The organism is Streptomyces rhizosphaerihabitans, assembly GCF_025399795.1.
Taxonomy (GTDB): domain Bacteria; phylum Actinomycetota; class Actinomycetes; order Streptomycetales; family Streptomycetaceae; genus Streptomyces; species Streptomyces rhizosphaerihabitans.
Window position 1 is genome coordinate 1 of the sequence record NZ_JAODTZ010000070.1, and the last position, 22289, is coordinate 22289.

The following is a 22289-nucleotide window of genomic DNA, read 5'->3' on the forward strand; positions in this document are numbered from 1 at the left end:
ATGCACGACAGCCAGGGCCTGGAGCCGCTCGTGCGGGATATTCCACCGATCCGCTCACGACGCGGTCCGCGCCGCCGTAAACCCGGCAAGCTGCACGGCGACAAGGGGTACGACTACCGTCACCTGCGGCAATGGCTCCGGGGTCGAGGTATCACGCACCGCCTGGCCCGACGAGGCATTGAGTCCTCCACCCGCCTGGGCCGCCACCGCTGGGTCGTGGAGCGGTCCGTGGCCCGGCTCGCCGGCTGCCGCCGACTCCACCGCCGCTATGAACACAAAGCCGAACACTTCCTCGCCTTCGCCGCCATCGCCTGCACCCTCATCTGCTACCGCCGACTCACCAAATGAGATGACTTTTAAGTGCCTGTGTCTGAACCTCAAGATCGGCCCCGGCGAAGCCGGGGGCCGATGGGTTGCGGAGTGTGGTCCAGCGGGTCGCTGAGTCAGTGGGCCAGGGCGGCTCGTGCTTCCTTGATGCCGTAGTAGACGATCACGTATCCGGCCAGCGGATCGGCCCACCAAAGGCCCCAAACGTTCAGCACCAGGCCGAGCAGGACGGCGGTGGCCAGCAGGCCGTCGATGAAGGTGACGCGGCCCTCGGTCTTCAGGACCGGGTTGTCCAGCGCCGCGCCGGTGCGGGACTTGCCCGCCGCCAGGGCGAACATGACCGCAGCGGTGACCGCGGTCCAGGCGATCCCGGCCGGGCTGTGGTGGGCGTGGAAGCCCGCGGCCAGGGCCCAGGTCGACTGCACCAGCAAGTAGAGGGCCAGCGCCGCGAACGCCCAGCCGATCAGCCGCATGGCCCTGCGCTGCCGGTCCTCGCCGGTGCCCGACAACTCCCAGATCACCACCGTCGAGGCGCCGATCTCGATCAGAGAGTCCAGGCCGAAGCCGGCCAGCGCCACCGACCGGGCGGAGACCGCAGCGACGGCCAGGACCACGATGCCGATGACGTTCCAGACGAGCGTGGTGTACTCCAGAACGAAGCCTCTGCGGAGCAGGGAAGCGCGGGAGATCTCTCGGGCAGTGGTCATGCCCTGATTCTCCCCGGCCCCTCACCACGCTGGTGCGTTGCGGTCAGGCTGCCTGTGCCAGGTAGTACGGGGCGGTGTCGCGTCGTTCGGCCGGGCGGGCCGTGCGGCTGGTGAGGCGCCTCGTCATCAAGGTGATGGCCGCCCAGGTGATCAACGATTCGCTCATCTCGGGGAGGCGTTCGTGGTCGCGGCAGTGCCGGCGGGCCCGCATGATCCACGACCAACTTCGCTCGACCACCCAGCGGCGGGGAAGGACGACGAAGCCCTTCGCGTCCCGCGGGCGGCGGACGGTTTTGATGGTGATGTCGAGGTAGGTCTTGGCCCAGGTCACGAGCTTCCCGGCATAGACGGAGTCGGCCCAGACGATGACGATCTCGGGGTGGATGAGCGCGACGCGGAACAGCAGTTCCTTCGCCGCGTCACGGTCGGTCACATTCGCCGCGGTGACCATCACCAGGAGCACTAGACCCCTGTTGTCGCAGATCAGAGGGTCTGCCGCACGATCGGGTGACATCTGGTCTGGCTTGCCCTGTGGGGCGGGTGGGAAGGATGTCGCTGTGCCCAAGCCTTATCCGGAAGAGTTCCGCGAGGATGTCGTGCGGGTCTCGAGGAACCGCGGCCCGGGCGTGACGGTCGAGCAGGTGGCCGCCGACTTCGGAGTGCACGCGATGACGCTGTGGAAGTGGATGCGCCGGGCGGACATCGACGACGGGACAAAGCCCGGAACGACCAGCCAGGAGAGCGCGGAGCTACGGGAAGCACGCCGGCGGATCAAGCTGCTGGAGCAGGAGAACGAGGTCCTGCGCCGGGCCGCGGCCTACCTGTCCCAGGCACATCTGCCGGGAAAAGGATCTACCCGCTCGTGAAGGAGCTGGCCACGGGCGGGGTTCCCGTCACGGTCACGTGCCGGGTCCTCAAGCTCGCCCGCCAGCCCTACTACCGCTGGCTGGAGCGGCCGGTGACCGATGCCGAGTTCGAGCAGGCCGCTCACGCGAACGCGTTGTTCGACGCCCACCGCGAGGACCCGGAGTTCGGCTACCGCTTCCTGGCCGACGAAGCCCGCAGCATGGGAGCCGGCATGACCGACCGGACCGCGTGGCGGATCTGCCGGGACAACCGCTGGTGGAGCGTGTTCGGCAAGAAGCGCGGCAGGGGCAAGAAGGCCGGACCGCCGGTGCACGACGACCTCGTCCGCCGGGACTTCACCGCCGACAGACCGAACCGGCTGTGGCTCACCGACATCACCGAACACGCCACGAAAAAAGGGAAGTTGTATCTCTGCGCGGTCAAGGACGTCTTCAGCAAGCGGATCGTGGGCTATTCCATCGACTCGCGGATGAAGTCCCGTCTGGCCGTCACAGCCCTGGACAACGCTGTTGCCCGGCGTGGACACGTCGCCGACTGCATTCTGCACAGCGATCGCGGATCGCAGTTCCGGTCACGGAAGTTCGTCCGGGCGCTCGACCGCCACCGGATGGCCGGATCGATAGGGAGAGTCGGGGCAGCCGGGGACAACGCGGCCATGGAGTCCTTCTTCAGCCTGCTGCAGAAGAATGTCCTCGACCGACGGAAGTGGGCCACCCGCGAGGAACTGCGGATCGCGATCGTGACCTGGATCGAGCGGACCTACCACCGCCGCCGCAGACAAGCCTCACTCGGTCGACTGACCCCCGTCGAATACGAAACAGTCATGACCACACCGGCCCTCCAGGCCGCGTGACCGAACCTGTCACCCGAACCTGCATCAGACCCACCGGTCCCGATGCAACTGCCGGTGCCGGAACTGCCCCGCACCCAGATCATCGAACGGACCCGTCACCGCTACGAGGACATCCACCGGCTGGTGGAGAAGGCCTGGACAACCAGCGCCATCGGCCGCCGCCTCAACCTCGACCGCAAGACCGTACGCCGCTTCCGCGACACCGACCTCGATGAACTGCTGGCCTCCGCCCGCGACCGCCGCCCCAACGGCGTCCTGGAGCCGTTCAAGGCATACGTCAACGCCCGCTTCACCGAGACACAGGGCCAGGTCAGCGGCACCCGCCTGTTCCAGGAGATCCACGAACGCGGCTACCGCGGCAGCCGTCAGGTGGTCCGCAAGCACCTCGCCGCTCTGCGGGCGGGCACCGCCGAACCGGTCCGGGCCGACATGCCCAGCCCGCGGAAGATCACCTCCTGGATCATGCGTCCCCGCGAGACCCTCACCGACAGTCAGGACCGCAGGCTGCTGGAGGTCCGGCTCGCCTGTCCGGACATCACGCGGGCCTGCGACCTCGCCCGTGCGTTCGCCGATCTCGTCCGTCACCGGCGCGGGTACCTACTGCTGGAGTGGATCCGCCAGGCCGAACAGGACGCCCCGAAACCTATGCAGGGCTTCGCCGGCTTCCTCCGCCAGGGCCTCGACGCCGTCACCGCCGGCCTCACCCTGGAATGGAGTTCTGGGGTTGTCGAGGGGCACGTGAACCGGGTGAAAACACTCAAGCGAGCCATGTATGGCCGGGCATCCTTCGAACTCCTCCGGACCCGCATCCTCACCCAGCCATGAGCATCATGCCGACGGTCCCCGCAGGCCCTCTACGCTTCTCACGTGCGCTATCTGACGGAGTCCTTTGCCCTTGGGGCCCTGAGACGGGGCCGACCAATCGAGCAGTTCCTCGGCCCTGCCGGCTCACCCGAGCGTCCCGGCATCCGCTACATCGAGCTCAGACCGGCCAAGATCCGCTACGAGATCTACCTGCACACCCTGGAAGACGTCGGTCACGAGACCTTCGTTGACGTGGTCGAGTTCCCTCCTCTTTGCACCGACGATGAGGAAGAGGAGTTCGGCCGCCTTGTCGCGACTCACGACGAACCGCTTGCCGCCCTCGCAACCGCCGAAGACATCACCGGAGCGGCACGCGGAAGGTGGGTCAACGCTGGCCTGGTCCAGGACGAATATCACGACTACGTGGTGGCCGGACGACCGGCAAACAGCTCACCAGATGGAAACCCCTGGCCCGTTCCTCCGCCCGGACTTTGACGATCAAGCAGGATCACGGAACTGCGGACAGAGCCTCGAAACGGCCGCTACACGCCCGTCCTCGGGCTGCGCCTGCACACCCTGGCGGCCGCCCTCTCCCAGACCGTCGCCTGGCACGCCTTCGACCTCCGCCGCCACACCCACGCGAGCCAGAGCTGGGTCACAGGCCTGCACAACGCCCACGCCTCAGGAGACCACGACATGGGCGCCGGCCTTTTGGGCGACCTCGCTTACCAGCTGCCTGGCGCCGCGATCACACCACCGCAGCCAACATCCTCAACTACGCCCTGACCCGCGTTCAGAATCCCGCCGCCCGCTGCCTGCTCCAGCTGCGCCTCGCCCGCACCCTCGCCGTACGAGGCGACCGAAGTGAACAAGGCGCCGTGCTCCGAGCCCTCACCGCAGCCGAGCACCACCTCAACGACGCCGACGCCGACCAGCCCGCCTGGTGCGCCTGGGTATCCGAAGCCGTTATGCGGTCTGTCAACCTGTTCCAGCCTGAGAGTGTCTCAAGACTGCACTGCGGCCTGGCCGCATGACGAGGTCGTCGGCCAGGCAGCAACGCGCGTGTCGTCAGGGGTGGGTGGCGATGATGCCGGGGCCGGCGCCGAGGGCGAGCACCCGCTGGATGCCGTCGAGGCCGCAGTGGTCGCCGAGCAGGGTGTAGAACTCGGGCGCGTGGCGGGGCCGGTGGGCGGCGTAGTACGGCGCGGTAGACGCGAACAGCTCTTCGGGCGTGTACGGGGGTGTCGCCGAGGTGAGCCCAGAAGCCGCCATTTGTTGATCTTGAGGCGTTAGCGTATCCGTCGGGCGGCGGGGTCGCGTTCGGCGACGTGCCGGGCGACCGCGTCGACACTGGGGCGTGCGTACCGCTCCAGGAAGTGGACGGAGGCGTGACGGGGAGCGGGCCAGCAGCATCGGGGGGGAGGTGCCGCCCTCGGCGTCGTATGTCAGGGTACTGTGGCGGATCCGGTTGCAGTGTCCAGCCGTCGCGCGCGGCTCGATGCCGGTGCCCTTGACCGGCTTGGCGAACTCGGCGTCGAACCGCTCCTGCCGAGCGCGCGGCCGAGTTCGCTGGTCCGCGTGCGCGACGATTTCAGCTACGGGCCCAAGGGCGGCGTTCCTCCTCAGCGTCGCTGCTCCCTGCGCTCGTCAGAATCGCGCTCGCGACAACCTCGAAGAGGTGGTCGGCGCGTGGCGCGAGCGAGTGTTGATCGCCGAGCCAAGCGAGCATGGCCACCAGCGCAAACAAATCGGCACCATCGATATCGCTCCGCGCCATGCCTGCGGCCTGGGCACGGGTGAGGAGCCGCGCACCGGCAGCGCGCAGGGTGACGCACGAAGCGTGGAGTGCGGATTCGGTGTCTTCGATGGCGGCTGCCATCAGCACGGTCACGCCCCGATACTCGGTTGTCCACGCGACGCAGTCGCGTAGCCACGAAACGAGAGCATCTTCGGGTGAGCTCAACGTTTCGAGCTCGGCTGCCTGTGCCGCCAGCTCGTCGAAGCTCGTGCGGAGCAGGGCATCGAGCAGCGCCTCGCGTGTCGGGAAGTGCCGCAGCAGCGTCGCGAGCCCGACATCGGCCCTGCGCGCGATGTCGCGCAGTGACACGTCGACGCCTTGCTCAGTGACAGCGGTGCCCGCTACTGCGAGCAGGTGGTCGCGGTTCTTCCTGGCGTCGGCCCGCATCTGTCCCCCTTGACTATCCGGATCAGTGATCCATATATTCGCACCAGTGGTCCGTTTATGTGGATCGCTGATCCGAATAAGTCTATCTCGCAGCGCGGGCAGGAGAAGACGATGCCGACACACACGATGAGGGCGGTCCGGCTCCATGAGCACGGCGGCCCTGAGGTTCTGCGTTACGACGAGGTGCCGATTCCCGAGCCGGGGCCGGGCGAAGTGCTCGTTCGCGTTCACGCGGTCGGCATCAATCCTCCGGACTGGTACCTGCGCGGCGGGCTGACCAGGATGCCCGGGGAGACCGAATCGACGGTCAGCCTGCCGGTGATTCCGGGGACGGACATGTCGGGCGTCGTCGAGGCCGTCGCCGCGGACGTGGACGGCCTCGCCGTAGGTGATGAAGTCTTCGGTCTTCTGCGTTTTCCCAGCTTCAACGGCAGCGCTTACGCCGAGTACGTGGCCGCACCTGTCTCGGACCTCGCACACAAGCCGGCCGGCATCGACCACGTGCACGCCGCCGGGGCGCCCATGGCCGGGCTGACGGCGTGGCAGTTCCTGATCGAGGTCGGACACGATCACCCCTCGCCCTTCCAGGAGGCACGGCATCACCCGACGGCACTCGACGCCGACACTACGGTGCTCATCAACGGCGCAGCGGGCGGCGTGGGGCACTTCGCGCTACAGCTGGCGAAATGGAAGGGTGCACGTGTCATCGCGGTGGCATCGGGCACGCATGAATCGTTCCTGAGCGAACTCGGCGCCGACCAGTTCATCGACTACACCAAGAGTCGTCCCGAGGAACTCGTGCACGACGTCGACCTCGTGCTCGACACCGTCGGCGGCCCGGACAGCAAACGCTTCCTGCGCACGCTTAAGCGCGGCGGCGTCCAGTTCCCCGTACTTCCCGGGGACTTCGACGAAGAAGAGACCGCAAAGCTGGGCGTCACGGTCTCGAGCGCCCAGGTCCGCTCGAACGGCGCACAACTCGCTGAACTGGGGCGCCTGCTCGACGCGAGTACAATCCACGTCGCGATCGACAGCACGTTTGCGCTCGCGGATGCCCGAGCCGCGCACGAACGCGCCGCCCGAGGGCACATCCAGGGCAAGATTGTGCTCACGGTCGCTTAGGAACGAGCCGTTTCACTGACGCGTCCGGCGCCCGTCCGCGGGGCACCGGCGGTCATCGAGACGCCGACGCGGAGAACTTGGGGCTCGTCCTGGCGACCACGCGGCCACGATGCTCGCAACGGCGAACCGAGCCGACCGCACGGGTCGGCTCGGTTCGCCGCAGGAGATCGCCGAGACGGTCGCATTCCTGATGCCGGCGGAAGGGCGACATCGCTGGCCGGCACATCACCGTCGCCGGCGGCAGCGGTCCGGCGCCCTGACGGTGGAGCGGTCGGTCGCAAGGCGGCGCATCGCTCATGTCACGTCCTCCGCTCTCCCGGCGCACACCAGATGGTCGCTGTCGCTGTGCGCGCCCGATCTTTCACCCGACAACCGAGCACGAACGAGGCTTGACATGACGACAACTGCGGCTTTCAGCTGGGGAAGCAGCCACCTCAACACAACGCCGGCGGGAGAGATGAAGCTCGACCCTGCAGAGCGGCTCGCCGTCCAGCAGACGCTGGCACGCTACGCCTTCGCCCTGGATCACGGAGATCTGGTGACGTTGGCGAGCGTCTGGCCGAAGACGCCACCTGGACGGCCAACATCGCCGGTGAGGTCGAGCAGGGCCCCTTCATCGGACACACGGCGATTCTCGACCTGGTGCGAGATGCAACGGAAGCGCAAACCGATCAGCGAAGGCACAACCTGATCAACATGGTCTTCCGCCGTGCGGACGCCGGCACGGCAGTGGTGTGGGCCTACCTGATGCTGACGCCGAACGCGGGCGGGAGCGCGACCGTGATCGCGACGGGCTTCTACACGTTCACTCTGCAGCATGCCGAAGGCGAGTGGCGTATAACGAAGGTGTTCGTCGGTCTGGACAACGCCACGTGAAGCTCAGCGACTACTGAGGTATCGGTTCAGGGCAACTGTGATGTCGCTGGTGGGTGTATCCCAGTGCTATGCGGTACCCCGATGGGGATGGCCAGCCGCTTGAACTGCGGGTACGCGGTCCGCTCGATCAAGGTCAAGATCCCCACCCGGCCCAGGGGCGATGCGTTCTCAGGCTGTGAGCCGGAGCATGGCGGCCACGTGCTGGGGGCGTGACCGGTAGTGATCGGCTGCGGCGGCGATGTTGGTCCAGCCTGCTTGGCGCATGAGTCCGATGGCAAGGTTGCGCAGGGTGGCCATGGCGCGGGGTGTGGCGCCGGTGCGTATTCGTGAGGCGTCCTCGTCGTAGGTGACGTCTCGGATGTGGTGCAAGGCCTCAACCGACCAGTGGTTCTGCGCGAGTTCGGCGAGTTGTGCCGGGCTGGCCCGTTCGGGCGGGAGACTGGTAATCGCGTAGACGGTCTTCGTCTCGACCTTGCCGGTCTTGTGGTGGGTGCGGCGGCGCTTGATCTGCATGGCCTGGACAGCGTGCGGGAAGAGCAGGCCGGGACGGACGGTGCAGACCTTCAGACGGCGGATCTCACGGCGGCCGTGCCCGGCCCCCGGCGGTGCGGGCCTGCAGTGCCCCTCGATCGCTGCCATGCGGGCCGTCTGCAGGAAGATTGGACAGCGCCCACATGAACCACGGCGACGTCCGTACGGAACACGAGCACCGTGTTGAAGCAATGAATGTGAGGGATCGGACAGTGATGAACAGTACTGGAGCGGAGGCCGACGGCACGCGCGGGGTGTTATCAGTGGACTCGACCGCCCCTGGCGCCGCACCGCGGGGACTCGACGCCTTCCGGCGCGGGTGGGAGACGCAGATCGGCGACGATGTCTTCCAACTGCCAGCCTTCAGCACGGACACGATCGGTGACTTCCGGGTCAAGGGCCACGTGGCCAAGGTGCAGGGCGCGGCGATCGCCGATCTTCACGCCGCGTCGGCAACCCGGACCGCGGACGTCCCGGGCGGCGATCAGGATCTGGTGGCGATGTACGTAGTGCAGCGCGGCGCGTGGACTCTGGGCGGCCCGCCGGGTTGCGGCGAGCAGACCGTATCGGCCGGGCAGTTCCTCGTCCGGCACGTCGGTCGCCTGTCGGCCTTCGAGACGTCGGCGCACCTCACGGCGAAGTTCTTCGTCCTGCCCCCCGGCGAGCTCAAACCCCTGCTCGGGAACCGGGTCATCACCGGGCCGGCGGACTCGGCCGAGATACGCCTGCTGACGGCCCTCACGGACATGATCCACATAACTGTGGCCGACCTCGGCCCGGCCGGTGTGGAAGCCGCCCACGCCGCCCTGATCGAGCTGGCCAAGGCGGTGACGAAGGGCCGGTTCGACGACGTAGAACCCCGGCTGGCTCCCGCGCTCACCCAGGCAGCTAAGGACCTCGCGGACCGCCGGCTCGCTGATCCCGAACTTTCTCCTGCGATGCTTGCGCGTGAACTCAACGTCTCCGTCCGTACGCTGCACCGGGCATTCGCCGCGGTGGGAGAGCAGGTGGCCACCTACATCCGCCACCGGCGACTGCAAGAGGCCCGGCTCGCCCTCACCGAGCCGTCAGGTCGCCTGAGTATCTCAGAACTCGCCGCACACTGGCAGTTCGCGGACAGCAGCCACTTCACCCGGACCTTCAAGAAGCACTACGGTCAGACTCCCACCGAGTACGCCCGCTCGACCGGAGCAGCCTCGCTCTCGCCGAACCGGCACCCGCCGGGCCACGGGCCGGCCGAAAGCGCGTGACCAAAGGTACGACCGCAGTTCAGCGGAGGCAGGGCGGCGCTGTGGGCAGCCTGGGCATTTGACCGCGGCGGGATGTTGTCGATGAGGGCGCGGGTCTGGGTGACCTCGCCGGCGCTGCCCGCGGGGCCCTCGGTCGTTTCAGGACCTCGGCGGTTCCCGGCGAGCTGAGAGGTGATCCACCGCCCCGTGACTCACCATTGGGTGGTGTTTGCTGGCCGCCTTCCGCTTGCCGACCGACGACGGACCGGCGTCAGCTCCCCCGCTTTCGCGCGTATGTGGCAGCCGTCCACACAGGGCTTGGACTCGTCGAGCTCGCCGGCCGCCTTGAGTTCGGCGAGCAGGATGCCGGCAGCTGGTCGAAGACTCCGGCCAGCTGCCGGCGATCCAGGCGTCGGGGATGAGCGCGTTGTGGAAGCGCCGTGGGCGCTGAAGAAGGCTCAGTCGATCAGTTCGGTGGCCCGTTCGGCGATGGCGTAGACGGTCGCGTTGGTGTTGGCCGAGGGGATGGACGGCATCACCGAGGCATCGGCGACCCGCAGTCCGGCTATTCCGTGCACGCGAAGGTTCGCAGGATCGACGACGGCATCGGCGTCGGTTCCCATGCGGCAGGTGCCGGTGAAGTGGAAGTAGGGGCCGGTGGCCTTGCGGATGAACTCGTCCACGGATTCGCCGCTCGTCCCGGAGCCCGGCACCGCTTCCTGCTTGCGCCAGTCGGCGAACGCGTCGGCCTCCCCGATGCGGCGTGCCAGGGCCAGGCCCTTGCGCATGATCTCCAGGTCACGGTCGTCGCTCAGGTAGCCGGGGTCGACGACGGGAGCGCTGCCGGGATCGGCGTCCGCCAGGCGCACGGTGCCGCTGCTGTGCGGAGCCATCGCGGAGAAAGCGACGGAGTAGCCGTTGGCCGGCGGCTGGCCCCATGCCGACGGGAGCGGTGCGGCGACGATGTAGACCTGAAGGTCCGGCCGGGCCGCGGCGGGGTCGCTGTACAGGAGGCCCATCATTTCGGCCGGCGGGTTGGCAGGAACGAACGGTACGGGCTGGATGGCCTCGTACACCACGCCCGCCATCGGATGGTCCTGCAGATGCGAGCCCACTCCCGGCAGGTCGGCGACGACGTCGATACCGTGTTCCTCAAGGTGTTGTGCCGGACCGATCCCTGACAGCATCAGGAGGTGTGCGGAACCGATGGCTCCCGCGGTCAGTACCACCTCGGCGCTGTCGACGGACAGGCGCTCCCCACCGATGGTGTACTCGACGCCGGTGCAGCGGCCCGCGGTGGTGCGCAGCCGCTGCACGGTCGCGTCCGTGACGACGTCCAGGTTCGGCCGGTCGAGGAACGGACGGATGTAGGCGTCGGCCGCGCTCTGGCGGGCGCCGCCGGGCAGATTCATGTCACTCCACCCGAACCCGGTCTCCAGTCCGCTGCCGATGTCATCGGCGCGTGCGAACCCGGCCTCCACCGCGGCGTCGACGCCCGCCGTGGCCAGGGGATGGGGTTCCGGAACCGGGGCGACCGCGACCGGCCCGTCCGTGCCCCGCACGGAGGCATTACGGCTGCGAGTGCTCTCGCTGCGGCGGAAATAGGGCAGCAGATCGTCGAAACCCCAGCCTGGAGCACCGAGGCCGGGCCATTCGTCGTAACCGGAGCGGTGCCCCCGCAGGTGGTAGAGGCCGTTGATGCTCGACGATCCGCCGAGCGCCTTGCCGCGCAGCACGTCAGCGGCCCTGCCTGTACCGGCCTGCACGGTCGAGGCGCCCAGCCAGAGGGATGACGGGTCAAACCCCAGGAAACCCCAAGGAGATGCCATCGTCTCGGTTGCGTCCCGGGCTCCGGCCTCCAGCAGCAACACCCGCACGCCGGGGCGTTCCGAAAGCCGGGAGGCAATCACGCATCCCGCTGTCCCCGCTCCCACCACGACATAGTCATAAGGACTCTTGCCCATCATGTCTCCGCTTTCCACGGCAGCCTTGTCCGACCACCGGATTTCAGAAAATCAGCTCCTCGACGATCAAGGAGCTGATTATGCTTATGTACTAAAGGGGTCTAAAAGTGAGGATGGTTGTCTTCGCGTCAGCCCTGTGGGTCACCCAGCCGCGTCCGGGCTCGGCGCGCAGAAGGCGTGGAACCGGCTGATCAGCAGCGAGCGGGCTCCAGTGGAACACGGCTGTCCGGATGGAGGCCCGCCACGCGCCCCTGCTGGTGTGGGCGTTGCTGGTGGTGACGGACACCGAGGTGACCCGATGGCAAACGATCACCTTGATCCGGCGGGCTTGCGATCCGCACACTGCCGATCACCCCGTCGGGGATGTCCATGTCGGCGCCGGTACCTGCGATGACGGCCACGCGGCCGGAATTCTCTTGGTTCACGAGTTTCTCGTCTTTGGTGTGTATCCGTCCAGGAACAGCCTGGGTGTTCCCTCTGCCGTCGAAGCTTAGGAAAACCGACACAGCACGCACTTGAACCACCGCGACGTCCGTTCGGAACCTGAGCGCCATAAGACAACGTTGGAGCACAAGCTTCGGTTCGTTCACGGGCGGGCAGGGTGGCGAGACAGGCGGCGTCACACAGCACGACGGCAGGCTGCTCGTACGCGCCGACCAAGTTCTTGCCCTGCCACAGGTGACGGCCCCTTCCCACCGACGGCCGCGTCAACCTGGGCCGGCAGCGAGGACGGCAGGTGGACCACCAAGACGCTCACTGGTGACAGAGCGCGGCAGGGAGCCCCGCACGGGCGGCGCCCGTAGCGTCGCCGCAAGCCCAGTCGTCGGCAGTACAAGGCCAAACCTGACGCCCCATCGGAACGATGCCAAGCAGGCGCCGCATCTCCGCCTCGGCCTCCTCGTCCGAGGGCCCGAGGCGATCGGCCTGTTCGTGATCAAAGGTTTCGAGATCCCTGATCATCAGGGGTCGCGCCTCTCGTTGCCGAACCGACCACGGCGGCGCGTACGCAGGCGATCAGCTCATCTCGCCGACTGAGACGTCATCCGCTTTCCGAACGTGACCGTTTGGTTCTGGCCGGGTGGGCATGAACTCCGCTCGTCGGCGGGAGAGATGGGCGTGGTTCCTCCGTTCGTTTCGCTGGTGGAGGTGGCTGGTGCCGTCGGTGCTCGGTCTGTTGGAGGCCCGGGAGAAGGAGATCCGGGAAGAGGTCGCGGGGCTGTGGGAGGAGGCCGACCGGACGCCTGCCCTTTGGCACCGGAGCCTCCGACGCAGTCGCCTACCGCGTCATATCCGGCGAGCCCGACACCGCCGGCATGCCCGACGACCTTCTGGCCCTCGTGACGTCCGCGCTGGCAAAAGCACCCGACGACCGTCCCTCCGCCGCAACAGCCGCCGGGACCGGTCCGCACCGCCACAACGGCCCGGTTCGAGCGAGCCATTCGCGCCCACCTGACCGCAGGACTGCCGCTCGAGCAGGAGGAGGAACGGGCGGTGCGCTCCAAGCTCATCCACGACTGGGACCGCGCGGATCCGCTGCTGCAGGTCAGCTTCGCTGTGCTTGCTTTTGAGGGGGCGTGCGTACACGCAGCGAAAAACCCTTCCGGCCGGGCCCCGGCTTCCTGCGAGATCCGCGCACAGCCGCCGTGCGCCCCCTGCTCGAACAGGCCATCGCACAGGACGGGCTGGCGCGGCTGCTCGGCCACATCCGCACCGCCTGCATCCTCACAATTTCCGCGCTGAGCAGCATGCGGACCAGCGAGCTGATCGAACTCCCCCTCGACTGCCAGCTCGCGCCCCGCTCCTACAGCCCGGACCGGGTGCGGCACCGCCTCAAGAGCAAGGTCATCAAGAGCCGCGGTCACGGCGGGAGTTGGGACGAGTGGGTCGTGGTCCCCGAGGCATACGAGGCCGCCGACATCGCCCGCAAGCTCGCCGACCCCGGCGCCGCACACCTCTTCCCCGCCCATCTCGACCTATGCCGCCGCTACCGGGACCTGCGGGAGTGGATCAACAGCGACGAGGGACAGCGCCTGGGCCTGCCGCACCTGCCCGACGACGCCATCACACCCCGCGTCCTGCGCCGCACTCTGGCCGTCGAACTCGCCCGGCGGCCTGTTCGCGGCGAAGCTGCAGCTCAAGCACCTGTCTGTCACCACCACCGAGGGATATGCGAACCGTCCCGGCGGAGCACAGGCCATCTTCCTGGCCGAGATCGGCAAGGAGGAAGAGTCCCGCAACCAGACCCTGACACTGCAGGCATTCCGCGACTACCAGGCCGGCCGTCGCCCCTCCGGGCCCGGTGTCCAAAACCTGCTGGCGTTCTTCGCCAGCGTCGAGCGCCAGCTGGAGGAGCTGGACGTGACGGCTCCGACGGTGAAACGAAGCGACCAGGAACTGATCAGCCTGCTGGCCATCCGGGCCGGCGCCCCGCACCTGGGGCTGGCGAACTACTGCTGGTTCCTCGATCCCGGCAAAGCACTGTGCCTCAAGCCCGCCCGCAGCTCCGACCGCAGCCGGCCACTGGTCGGGATGTGCGACTCGGCCCGCTGCCAGCAGGCTACCCACCACTCCTGCCACCGCGTCGTGTGGGCGACATCCGCCGCCACCAGCCGAGCCTTCATCAGCAAGATCGGACGCGGGCAGAAGACCGAGCGAGCACGACTCACGGCCGAAGCCGAACGCGCCGAGCGCATCGTCGCCGCGATTGACGTCACAAATGACGGAGAAGCCCATGGGCCAGATCAGTAGTGCCGAGCGCCAACGCAACGAGGAACCAATCCGCGCAGCTATGGGCCGACTCCTTTGCGGAGAACTCCCGCCCGGAGGCCGTTGCGATCTCAAGACGCTGGCCGGGGAAGCGGGGGCCAACCACACCGGCTTCTATCCGAAGAAGGACCCCAACGGCACCGTGAGGGACGGCCCATACCAGCACCTCGCCGAAGAATTCGTACGCTGGCTGAAGGCGCTGCAGGAAGCGGGCACACTCCCTGACCCCCGAGACGCCCAGGTCGCCCGCTTGAAGGCCGAGAGCAACACTCTCCGCGATCGTCTCGCCCGCCGGAGCGCGACGATCGAGGAGCTGACCTCGTTCAAGACCCTTGCGCTTTCCCGCATCGCCGCCCAGCAAGAGGAGATCATCCGGCTGCGCAGCCCTCAGCCCAATCCCGATACGCCGCCCGTGGCCCGCCTTACGACCGTTCCCGGCGGCAGCCAGACCATCGGCTCCTGCAGCTGAGGCACATGCGAAGGTCAACTGCGCGGGGCGAAGGTCGTTTGGGGAGAGATCCGGAGGCGCAGCAGAGGGGGTCAGTCCCAGACCAGGTTGAGGGAGCGTTCGAAGTTGGCGTATCCGGCACGGGCGAAGGCTTTTGCCATGGGGACGTTGCCGAGGTCCGTGGATGCCCTGATCCGGTCGACGCCCTCGGCGGTCAGGATGAGGGTGCCCTCGGCGAGGATCTCGTCGATGTAGCCGTTGCCGCGGTGGGCGGGCAGGACGCCGATGTACGCGATGATCGGGTGGTAGCTATTGCGGGCCGGGATCACGAAGCCCACCGGGCCGCCGCCGTCGGGCAGTTCAGCGATGCGCCACCATTCGTGCGGGCTCTTGAACCTGGCGAACTCTCCGTCGTAGTGCCGTTCCGCCGCCTCGCGCGAGGTCAGTCCGGATGCCAGGTCCGCCTGGCCGTGGGCGTCGAGGGTGCCCTCCATGACCGGGGTCATCAGGGCGAGGAGGTCCTCGCGGTCGGCAACCGGGCGGAAGACGAGACGCCCCTTGGACTCCGGGAGCAGGGACGACGGGGTCCATTGCAGCCGCAGCCGCTCGACCAGCAGCCGTGCGCCCGTGCTCTCCAGCAGGCGCGTGCGGGACTCGACCACCTCGCGGGCTGCGGGGTCCTCACGCCAGTCGGGCGGGACGAAACGACCGTACTCCGGCAGTTTGGCGCCCGCCGGGAAGACGGCCGCCGTCGCTGTCTTGAACAGTCGCCGGCCGATCTCGTCGCGGTCGGCTTCGGGCAGCGTGTCGTCGATGTCGAAGAAGTCGAACTGCAGCGGGATGTCACCGCCTGGGGTCGTCCACCAGGCGAGCCGGGCGAGGAGGCGGTCGCCGTCCAGGGCCACCCAGGTCCACTCGGGGCGGCGGCATCCGTTTGCGAAGTCGTCGGTCAGTTCGTGGTCCAGGACGTAGGAGAGCCGGCAGAAGAGTTCGATCTCCTCGGGGCCGGTCAGAGGCCGGTAACTCACCGATGTCGGTGTCAAGTCGACTCCTGTGAAGGGGTACAGCGCTCGGGACCCGGCAGGAGGTGCCGGTCAGGCGCGCCGGATGTCCGGGCAGATGGCGGCGCGGGCCATCTGCCGATCAAGCCGATTCGAGGACCGGGCGGATTTCGAGCGCCTCCGGGGTGGGGAAGCCGCGGGCCAGCTCGATGGCCTCGGCGTGGTCGGCCACCTCCAGCACGAACCAGCCTCCGAGAGTCTCCTCCCCGCTGTGCACGGGCCCCTCGGTCACCGCTGCGGATCCGTCCGCCGTCTTGCGCACGGTGACAGGGCCCTGGTGCTCGGTGTCGAGGGCGTCGCCGCCCGCCAGCTTGCCCGCTGCCGCGAGCTCGCCGATCCACGTCTCGTACGCCTTGCGGTAGGCATCGCGGTCGGCCTGGATCCGGGCGCGTGACGCGTGCGTCTCGAAGATCACGAGGGCGTATTTCATGAGGCATTCTCCTGTTCGGTGTTCCTGGTGGTGATGTTGGTGGTGGGTCCGATGCGGGCCAGCGCGCCTGTCTCCAGGGCCGTCCATAGGGCGCCGTCCGGGCCCACCGTGATGCCATGCGGTTCGGAGGCCGGGGTGGGCAGGTCGTGGACGGTGACTATGCCGTCGGAGGTGATCGAGCCGACGCGGTTGCCGCCCCACTCGGTGAACCATGCGGTGCCGTCGGCGTCGGTGGTGACGGCGTGCGGCCGGGCCGAGCGGTCGGGCAGCGGGTACTCGGTGATCCGGCCGTCGGGCGCTCTGCGACCGATCTGGCCGGCCGCGATCTCGGTGAACCAGACTCCGCCGTCCGGGCCTACGGCGACACCCACCGGCGCGGCCGCTGCGGTGGGCAGCTCGTGGACCGTGATACGGCCGTCCATGCCGATGCGGCCGATGGCGTTGGCCTGGTTCATCGTGAACCACATGGCGTCCCCGTCCGCGGCGATCGCGGAGGGGAACGCGCCGGTGCACGGCAGCGGGTACTCCGTGACCGATCCGTCAGTGGTGAGGCGGCCGATGCGGTCGGCGGCGGTCTCGGTGAACCACAGCGCGCCGTCCGGGCCCGCGGCGATACCGAAGGGACCGCACTGCGCGGTCGGCAGCGCGAACTCCGTCGTGTGGCCGGCCGTCGTGATCCTGCCGATCCGGTGCGCCCGGTACTGGGTGAACCACAGGGCGCCGTCCGGCCCGTTACTGATGACCGTCGGACCGCTGTCCGGGGCGAGCTGATGGCTGGTCGGCTTCTGTCCTGGGACGAGTCGGCCGATCTGGCCGCTGTGCACCATGGTGAACCACAGCGCGCCGTCCGGTCCGGTGGTGATCGCGTACGGGCCGCTGTCGCGACCGGACACCGCGTACTCTTCGACGGTCCGCGTCGTCACTGCTGCTCCAGACCTTCGGCGGCGGCGATGCGTTCGATGTCCTGCGGGGAACCGGTCATGATGGTGCGCGCGTGCGCGGTCACCAGCTCGACGGGCCAGTCCCACCAGGCGGCGCGCACGAGCTGTTCGATGTCGCTGTCGTCGAAGCGCTGTCTGATCGTTCTGGCCGGGTTCCCGCCCACGATGGTGTACGGCGGCACGTCGGCGGTGACCATCGCGCCGGCTGCGATCACGGCACCGTCGCCGATCCGTACTCCCGGCATCACGGTGGCTCCGTATCCGAACCACACGTCGTTGCCGACCATCGTGTCCCCGCGGCTGGGCATGCCGGTGACGATGTCGAGGGTCTGCTCGGCCCACTCCCCACCAAACACGGTGAAGGGGAAGGTGGACACCCCCATCGACGGGTGGTCTGCGCCCGCCATCAGAAATCGAGTGCCCGTGGCGATCGCGCAGTACTTGCCGATGATCAGCCGTTCCGGACCGTAGGCGTAGAGCACATTGCGCTGCACGAAGTCGGTCGCGCCGTCGGGGTCGTCGTAGTAGGTGAAGTCACCTGCCACGACGTTGGTTCCGGCGACCAGTGGCTTGAGGAAGACGACCCGTTCGTGGGCAGGCAGCGGGTGGAGTGTGGCCGGGTCAGGTGTCCGGGCAGCGCTCGGGTCGGATGGCACGTGGGAATCGCTCCGTGGGGGTTCGTGCGCGGCGGCCGGGGCGTGAGGCCCAGGACCGGTGAGGTACGCGACTTCCGCGCGGTCCGGGTTTTGCGGGCCGTCGGCTGGATCGAGCGAGCCGATCCAGCTGTCTCGTGCCGGTTCATGCTGTCACCTGTGGGGGGCGGCTGACCGGCTCGGCACCCAGCATGCCGAGCGAGCAGCCTGGGAACAACGGCCGATCTTGTTATGGTCGTTAACCCAGAGGTTCATGAATTCGGGGGCCATGAGGAAACCGGGGGCGGAATGGAACTGCGGGACATAGAGATCTTCCTGATGCTCGCGGAGGAGCTCCACTTCGGCCGCAGCGCCGAACGCCTGCATGTCTCCCCAGCCCGTGTCAGTCAGGCGATCAAGAAGCAGGAACGCGTCATCGGCGCTCAGCTCTTCGAGCGGACCAGCCGCCACGTGCGGATGACCCCTGTCGGAGAGATGCTGCTCCAGCGGCTGAAGCCGGCATACGAGGGCATCCAGGAAGCCATAGCTGAGGTGACCACCATCGCCCGCCATCCGTCCGGCACGCTGACGCTGGGGGTCATGGGTGCACAGATGCATGACATGCGCCCGGTCCTGACTCATTTCCGGGCCGGGCACCCGTCCGCCGAACTCCGGTTCAAAGAGGTGTTCTTCAGCGATCCGTTCGGAGCCTTGCGGGCCGGTGAGGTCGACGCGGTGACCACCTGGCTGCCCGTTCGTGAGCCGGACTTGACCGTCGGGGTGGTGCTGCGCGAGGAACCGCTCCACTTGATGGTGGCCACCGACCACCCGCTCGCCCGGCAGGAGTCGGTGAGCATGGAGGTGCTCGGTGACCACATCGTGCCGCGTCTGAACGGCCCTCTTCCCGCCTACTGGGAGAGCGCGGTCCTGCCGGCCCGCACACCGGCCGGACGCCCCGTCCGCCGCGGCCCGGCCGTCTCAACCTTCTACGAGATCCTTGCCTTCGTCGCGGCAGGTGACGTGGTGTGCACGGTCCCCGACGAGGGACGGCGCTACAACGCGCAGCCTGACGTCGCCTTCCTTCCCCTCCACGATGCCCCGCCTGTCCAGTGGGCCCTGATCTGGCGCACCGGCAGCGCGACCCCACTGGTACGCGCACTCGCCGAGGCGGCGACGGACTGCGGGGACGCAACGGAGCGATAGATACGGGATGTGGCGGCGTCGGTGCTGTCGTCCGTGACACCACCCCGCCACCACCCACAAACCAAGGCAAGCGCGACCAGCGACCCCTGCGGCGTCGCGGTCTCGGTCACGTCCTGCCCCGACAGTTCGGCGAGTACCTGGGCCACCGTCTCCCGCAGCCGCGACCACACCTCACGCTCACCCGCCAGCCGTGAGGTCAACTCGGCGATCTCCGCCTCGAGTTCCTCCACCCGGACACGGGCAGCCGCCTCCCGCGTCTCCAACTCCTCAATCAACGACACCATCGATGCCCCCTACTTCACCCGCCACAGTAGAAGGACACCCACCCCACCCACATCGTCAACCAGCGTTCTCCCAGCTCAGAGCTTCCCCGGAAGAGAGCTACACCCATCGACGAACGCGACACCTCCGTCGTTGGGCAGCGCGAACGGCACACAGAGATGCAGATGACCAGTGAGGTCTTCTTCATCCCACAGCTCGACCTCGGCGTTGTCCTCGCCGACGTCCACGAGAATCTTGTGCATCGATGCGATCTCAGCGGTCGAGCTGAGCCGATGGCCCAGCGGCAGAATGTTGCCAGCCGGGAAAACTCCTGGCTCGGGTCCACTGTTCGGCTCGGGCTCGACAACACCGTTCCGCCGCTCCAGCAGCCCCCTGAGCTCAGGATGAAGGGCGAAACCCAGCTGCTTCTCCAGCTCAGCGATCTCAGCAGCCGTTGCCGGCGGCCGAAGTGCGGCGTGATCCGCTGGCGACCGGGCGGCCAGCCACGACTCGAACCGGGCTCATGCCTGATCAAACAGAACAAGATTCATCGATGTCATGGGCAGACGATAGACGGCGGGTCTGACAAAACCGGCTACCAGGCTCACGGTTGATGCAGTTGCCCGGACTTCCAGAGACAGGTGCCAAGCAAGCTGTCTCACCCAACTCCGGGCATCGCAGCTCATCCGCCCGAGTCACCCGGACTTATCTGAGACAGGACACTGCTGTCTGTTCGGGGTGGCGGAAGGCAGCTGACGGTTGTCTTGGACCCGCATCGGTGGTTGGAACTTCGGCGTTTTCGCGGTCTGTTCGAGTCTGGGGCGATGAGCCTGTCGGAGATCTCGAAGGAGACCGGGCTGAACCGTCGCACGGTCCGCAAGTACCTGTCTGCCCAGGCCCCGATCGCCCCTCCGCGGCGGACCTCGAACGGGCAGGTCCGCGGGCGGGTGGTGGACGAGGTGGCGCCGTTGATCGACGCGATGCTGCGAGCGGAGATCCTGGTCAAGGGTGCGGTGGTCCACGAACGTCTGGCGGCGGAGTACGGCTTCACCGGCAACTACCAGCGCGTGAAGATCTATCTGCAGGAAGCCCGGCCCCGTATCGCCGAAGAGCTGGGTATCAGCCCGGGTGAACTGGCAGGTCTGCACCGCCGGTTCGAGGTGATCCCCGGGGCCCAGGCCCAAGTCGACTGGGGTGACGTGGGCAAGATCCTCGCCCACGTCGGCATCCCGAAGGTCTACTCGTTCCGCATGACCTTGTCCTACTCTCGCGATCCGTTCTGCTGCTTCACCACAAGTCAGGACCTGGCGACGTTCTTTGACTGCCATCGGCGCGCGTTCTCGCACTTCGGCGGGGTGCCGATGACGATCGTCTACGACCGCACCAAGACCGTCGTGCGCCGGCACGTCGCTCCGGGCGAGGCGGTCCCACTGCATCCGGAGGCGGTTGCCTTCGCCGGACACTACGACTTCGACATCGACGTGCTGGCCGCCTACCGACCCACCGGCAAAGGACGGGGCGAGCGGCAGGTTCTGATCGTCCGCGACCATGTCCTGGCAGGGCGTGCGTTTTCCTCCGTCGAAGAGGTGAACGCCGCGTTCACAGCGTGGGTGCCTATACGGCGGGCGAAGGTCCACGGCACCCACGGCGAGGTCATCGGCCACCGCGCGGTCCGCGACCATATGGCCCTGCGGCCACTGCCGCAGATCCCCTATGCGGTCACCCAGCGGCACCTGCGGCACGTCGGCAAGGACTGCCTGGTGGCCTTCGACGCGAACCTCTACTCGGTGCCGGCTCGCAAGGTCCGCCCGCGCCAATTGGCCGAGATCCGGGCCACGAAGTCCCAGATCATGCTGCACTCCACGGTCCCCGACCAGTACGGCGAGACGTTGCTGGCCAGCCACCCCAGGGCGGTCGGCCGCGGCGCCCGCATCGTCGATGGCAAGCACTGGGACAGCCTGCCCAGGGGCGACAACCGGCGTGTCACCACGGGTGATGTCCCGCCCCAGCCCCGTCATCGGGACGCCCTGGGCGCCGAGACCGGGCCGCTGACGGCCCTGCTGAACCGGGCGGCTGCCACCCGCGTCGAGGTTGGCCGCCGACCGTTGTCGGTCTATGACGAGCTGACCGGAACCCGTCCCTTCACCAGCCTCGACGACATGGTCCGCAACCTCAAAGCCGCCGAGATCGCCGGATGCCTGACCAGCAAACTCGGCACCTACCTGCGGCCGGGCGTCCTCGTCGTCGACGAAGTGGGCTACCAGCCCCTGGAACGAGCCGAGGCCAACCTGGTCTTCCAGGTGATCTCCAAGCGCTACGAAAAGGGGTCGATCATCCTGACCTCGAACAAGACCTTCAGCGAGTGGAGCCAGGTCTTCGGCGACGAAGTCCTCGCCACTGCGATCCTCGACCGCCTCCTCCACCACTGCGACGTGATCTCCATCAACGGCCCCAGCTACCGGCTCAAGAATCGGCTCGCCGCCATCGAACGCGACACCAACGCGACCTGACTGCCTGCGTCCGCGCAGCCAATAGGTTGGTGGCTTTACTCGTCGAGGTACTGGTACTCCCCGTTTGCGCTTCCGATCGCTACACCCCCATCGCGGACCTGCCACTCACTCATGCCCTCGACTTCGTGGCTGACGAGGAAGAGGCCGGTGACCAGGTCGTTGTCATCATCGGAGGCAGGAATCCGCGCTACGAGACGCAGTTGTTCCAGAAACCAGTCAACGGACTGCTCGCGCATGTCGGCGCCGAAGAAAACCCAGTTGGTCCAGTTGTACTGCCGCGCCGGGAAGCCCCAGCCTCCGCTATACGTCCGATCGGGATCCTCGGAGCTGACGATCTCCTTGACCCGGGCAAGCTGCCGATCGTCGCACTCCAACCACCCCCTGATCCGGACGAATACACCCACGACGGTCACTCCCTCGCGCCTTAGGCACTGCCCTGTCGAGCGTCCACCGTGACGCCGAATCGAACGATAGGCAGAACGAGCCCAGCCTCGCAAAGGGCTTGATCAGTGCCGACAGGGCGTCAGTCGCAGCCTTTGACAACTGAGCACGTTCATCTGTACCCGACTGAG

Annotated in this window: 22 protein-coding genes and 4 pseudogenes; 12 read left to right on the plus strand and 14 right to left on the minus strand. The window is 67.7% G+C overall.

Going from position 1 to position 22289, the window contains the following annotated elements; translation table 11 throughout:
• Positions 1-348 (plus strand): transposase (locus N4G66_RS40335; protein WP_261709285.1); only part of this gene is annotated, 348 nt, incomplete at its 5' end.
• 95 nt (positions 349-443) lie between these two features.
• On the opposite strand, the gene N4G66_RS40340 is transcribed toward N4G66_RS40335, so the two are convergent.
• Both N4G66_RS40340 and N4G66_RS40345 read right to left on the minus strand, forming a co-directional pair.
• Positions 444-1034 carry a cation transporter gene (locus N4G66_RS40340; RefSeq protein WP_261709286.1) on the minus strand — a complete coding sequence of 197 codons (591 nt, stop codon included), beginning with the start codon at positions 1032-1034 and terminating at the stop codon, positions 444-446.
• 67 nt (positions 1035-1101) lie between these two features.
• Positions 1102-1521: pseudogene (locus tag N4G66_RS40345) on the minus strand (transposase); the annotation flags it as partial.
• Between the two features lie 70 nt (positions 1522-1591).
• Between N4G66_RS40345 and N4G66_RS40350 the strand changes: the two are divergent.
• From N4G66_RS40350 to N4G66_RS40360, 3 genes are all read left to right on the plus strand, one after another.
• Positions 1592-2754 (plus strand): IS3 family transposase gene (locus tag N4G66_RS40350; RefSeq protein ID WP_261709287.1). Its coding sequence is split into 2 segments (ribosomal slippage): positions 1592-1876 and positions 1879-2754, totalling 1161 coding nucleotides; the frame shifts between segments, so codons are not numbered across the junction.
• Positions 2755-2808: 54 nt separating this feature from the next.
• Entirely contained in the window at positions 2809-3579 is a 771-nt protein-coding gene (locus tag N4G66_RS40355) for a transposase (RefSeq protein WP_391858967.1), read from the plus strand.
• Positions 3580-3621: 42 nt separating this feature from the next.
• Positions 3622-4053, plus strand: coding sequence for a hypothetical protein (locus N4G66_RS40360; protein WP_261709289.1), 432 nt, complete (start codon positions 3622-3624; stop codon positions 4051-4053).
• Between the two features lie 573 nt (positions 4054-4626).
• Here N4G66_RS40360 and N4G66_RS40365 read toward each other — a convergent pair.
• Together N4G66_RS40365 and N4G66_RS40370 are read right to left on the minus strand one after the other, a co-directional pair.
• A complete protein-coding gene (locus tag N4G66_RS40365) occupies positions 4627-4830 on the minus strand; it encodes a hypothetical protein (protein ID WP_261709290.1) in 204 nt (67 codons plus the stop codon).
• A gap of 319 nt (positions 4831-5149) precedes the next feature.
• Positions 5150-5743, minus strand: coding sequence for a TetR/AcrR family transcriptional regulator (locus N4G66_RS40370; RefSeq protein WP_261709291.1), 594 nt, complete (start codon positions 5741-5743; stop codon positions 5150-5152).
• A gap of 111 nt (positions 5744-5854) precedes the next feature.
• Between N4G66_RS40370 and N4G66_RS40375 the strand changes: the two genes are divergently transcribed.
• Both N4G66_RS40375 and N4G66_RS40380 read left to right on the plus strand, forming a co-directional pair.
• Positions 5855-6865 carry an NADP-dependent oxidoreductase gene (locus tag N4G66_RS40375; RefSeq protein ID WP_261709292.1) on the plus strand — a complete coding sequence of 337 codons (1011 nt, stop codon included), beginning with the start codon at positions 5855-5857 and terminating at the stop codon, positions 6863-6865.
• A gap of 615 nt (positions 6866-7480) precedes the next feature.
• Positions 7481-7741: an aromatic-ring-hydroxylating dioxygenase subunit beta gene (locus N4G66_RS40380; RefSeq protein WP_261709313.1), complete on the plus strand. Its 261-nt coding sequence runs from the start codon at positions 7481-7483 to the stop codon at positions 7739-7741.
• 168 nt (positions 7742-7909) lie between these two features.
• On the opposite strand, the gene N4G66_RS40385 is transcribed toward N4G66_RS40380, so the two are convergent.
• Positions 7910-8380, minus strand: a complete 471-nt coding sequence (locus N4G66_RS40385; protein WP_261709293.1) for a transposase — start codon at positions 8378-8380, stop codon at positions 7910-7912.
• A 107-nt stretch (positions 8381-8487) separates the two neighbouring features.
• Here N4G66_RS40385 and N4G66_RS40390 point away from each other — a divergent pair, with 107 nt between their 5' ends.
• Entirely contained in the window at positions 8488-9522 is a 1035-nt protein-coding gene (locus N4G66_RS40390) for a helix-turn-helix domain-containing protein (RefSeq protein ID WP_261709294.1), read from the plus strand.
• A 437-nt stretch (positions 9523-9959) separates the two neighbouring features.
• Here N4G66_RS40390 and N4G66_RS40395 read toward each other — a convergent pair whose 3' ends face one another.
• The 3 genes and pseudogenes from N4G66_RS40395 to N4G66_RS46120 all read right to left on the minus strand — a co-directional run.
• The gene (locus N4G66_RS40395) at positions 9960-11465 is read right to left on the minus strand and encodes a GMC family oxidoreductase N-terminal domain-containing protein (RefSeq protein ID WP_261709314.1); all 1506 of its coding nucleotides are present in this window, start codon (positions 11463-11465) and stop codon (positions 9960-9962) included.
• Between the two features lie 191 nt (positions 11466-11656).
• The gene (locus tag N4G66_RS40400; protein WP_261709319.1) at positions 11657-12055 is read right to left on the minus strand and encodes a hypothetical protein; all 399 of its coding nucleotides are present in this window, start codon (positions 12053-12055) and stop codon (positions 11657-11659) included.
• A gap of 34 nt (positions 12056-12089) precedes the next feature.
• A pseudogene (locus tag N4G66_RS46120) lies at positions 12090-12161 on the minus strand (hypothetical protein); the annotation flags it as partial.
• Positions 12162-13823: 1662 nt separating this feature from the next.
• On the opposite strand from N4G66_RS46120, the gene N4G66_RS40410 reads away from it, so the two are divergent.
• Both N4G66_RS40410 and N4G66_RS40415 read left to right on the plus strand, forming a co-directional pair.
• A complete protein-coding gene (locus tag N4G66_RS40410) occupies positions 13824-14213 on the plus strand; it encodes a hypothetical protein (RefSeq protein ID WP_261709295.1) in 390 nt (129 codons plus the stop codon).
• Entirely contained in the window at positions 14197-14700 is a 504-nt protein-coding gene (locus N4G66_RS40415; protein WP_261709296.1) for a hypothetical protein, read from the plus strand. Before N4G66_RS40410 ends, N4G66_RS40415 begins: the two co-directional genes overlap by 17 nt.
• A gap of 71 nt (positions 14701-14771) precedes the next feature.
• Here N4G66_RS40415 and N4G66_RS40420 read toward each other — a convergent pair whose 3' ends face one another.
• The 4 genes from N4G66_RS40420 to N4G66_RS40435 all read right to left on the minus strand — a co-directional run bounded on the left by N4G66_RS40420 (position 14772) and on the right by N4G66_RS40435 (position 17767).
• A complete protein-coding gene (locus N4G66_RS40420) occupies positions 14772-15707 on the minus strand; it encodes a GNAT family N-acetyltransferase (RefSeq protein WP_261709315.1) in 936 nt (311 codons plus the stop codon).
• A 115-nt stretch (positions 15708-15822) separates the two neighbouring features.
• On the minus strand, positions 15823-16170 hold the full coding sequence (locus N4G66_RS40425) for a YciI family protein (RefSeq protein ID WP_261709297.1): 348 nt from the start codon (positions 16168-16170) through the stop codon (positions 15823-15825).
• On the minus strand, positions 16167-17093 hold the full coding sequence (locus N4G66_RS40430; protein WP_261709298.1) for a virginiamycin B lyase family protein: 927 nt from the start codon (positions 17091-17093) through the stop codon (positions 16167-16169). Before N4G66_RS40430 ends, N4G66_RS40425 begins: the two co-directional genes overlap by 4 nt.
• Complete coding sequence (locus tag N4G66_RS40435; protein ID WP_261709299.1) at positions 17090-17767, minus strand: CatB-related O-acetyltransferase; 678 nt, start codon at positions 17765-17767, stop codon at positions 17090-17092. The genes N4G66_RS40430 and N4G66_RS40435 overlap by 4 nt, the downstream gene beginning before the upstream one ends.
• Before the next feature lie 285 nt (positions 17768-18052).
• On the opposite strand from N4G66_RS40435, the gene N4G66_RS40440 reads away from it, so the two are divergent.
• Positions 18053-18946, plus strand: coding sequence for a LysR family transcriptional regulator (locus N4G66_RS40440; RefSeq protein ID WP_261709300.1), 894 nt, complete (start codon positions 18053-18055; stop codon positions 18944-18946).
• A 359-nt stretch (positions 18947-19305) separates the two neighbouring features.
• Here the strand turns inward: N4G66_RS40440 and N4G66_RS46125 are convergent, their stop codons facing one another.
• A complete protein-coding gene (locus N4G66_RS46125; RefSeq protein ID WP_391858968.1) occupies positions 19306-19710 on the minus strand; it encodes an SMI1/KNR4 family protein in 405 nt (134 codons plus the stop codon).
• 321 nt (positions 19711-20031) lie between these two features.
• Between N4G66_RS46125 and istA the strand changes: the two are divergent.
• Positions 20032-21135, plus strand: a pseudogene (gene istA, locus N4G66_RS40450) (IS21 family transposase); the annotation flags it as partial.
• Between the two features lie 141 nt (positions 21136-21276).
• Positions 21277-21717, plus strand: a pseudogene (locus N4G66_RS40455) (ATP-binding protein); the annotation flags it as partial.
• Positions 21718-21752: 35 nt separating this feature from the next.
• On the opposite strand, the gene N4G66_RS40460 reads toward N4G66_RS40455, so the two are convergent.
• A complete protein-coding gene (locus N4G66_RS40460) occupies positions 21753-22121 on the minus strand; it encodes a hypothetical protein (protein ID WP_261709302.1) in 369 nt (122 codons plus the stop codon).
• Between the last annotated feature and the right edge of the window lie 168 nt (positions 22122-22289).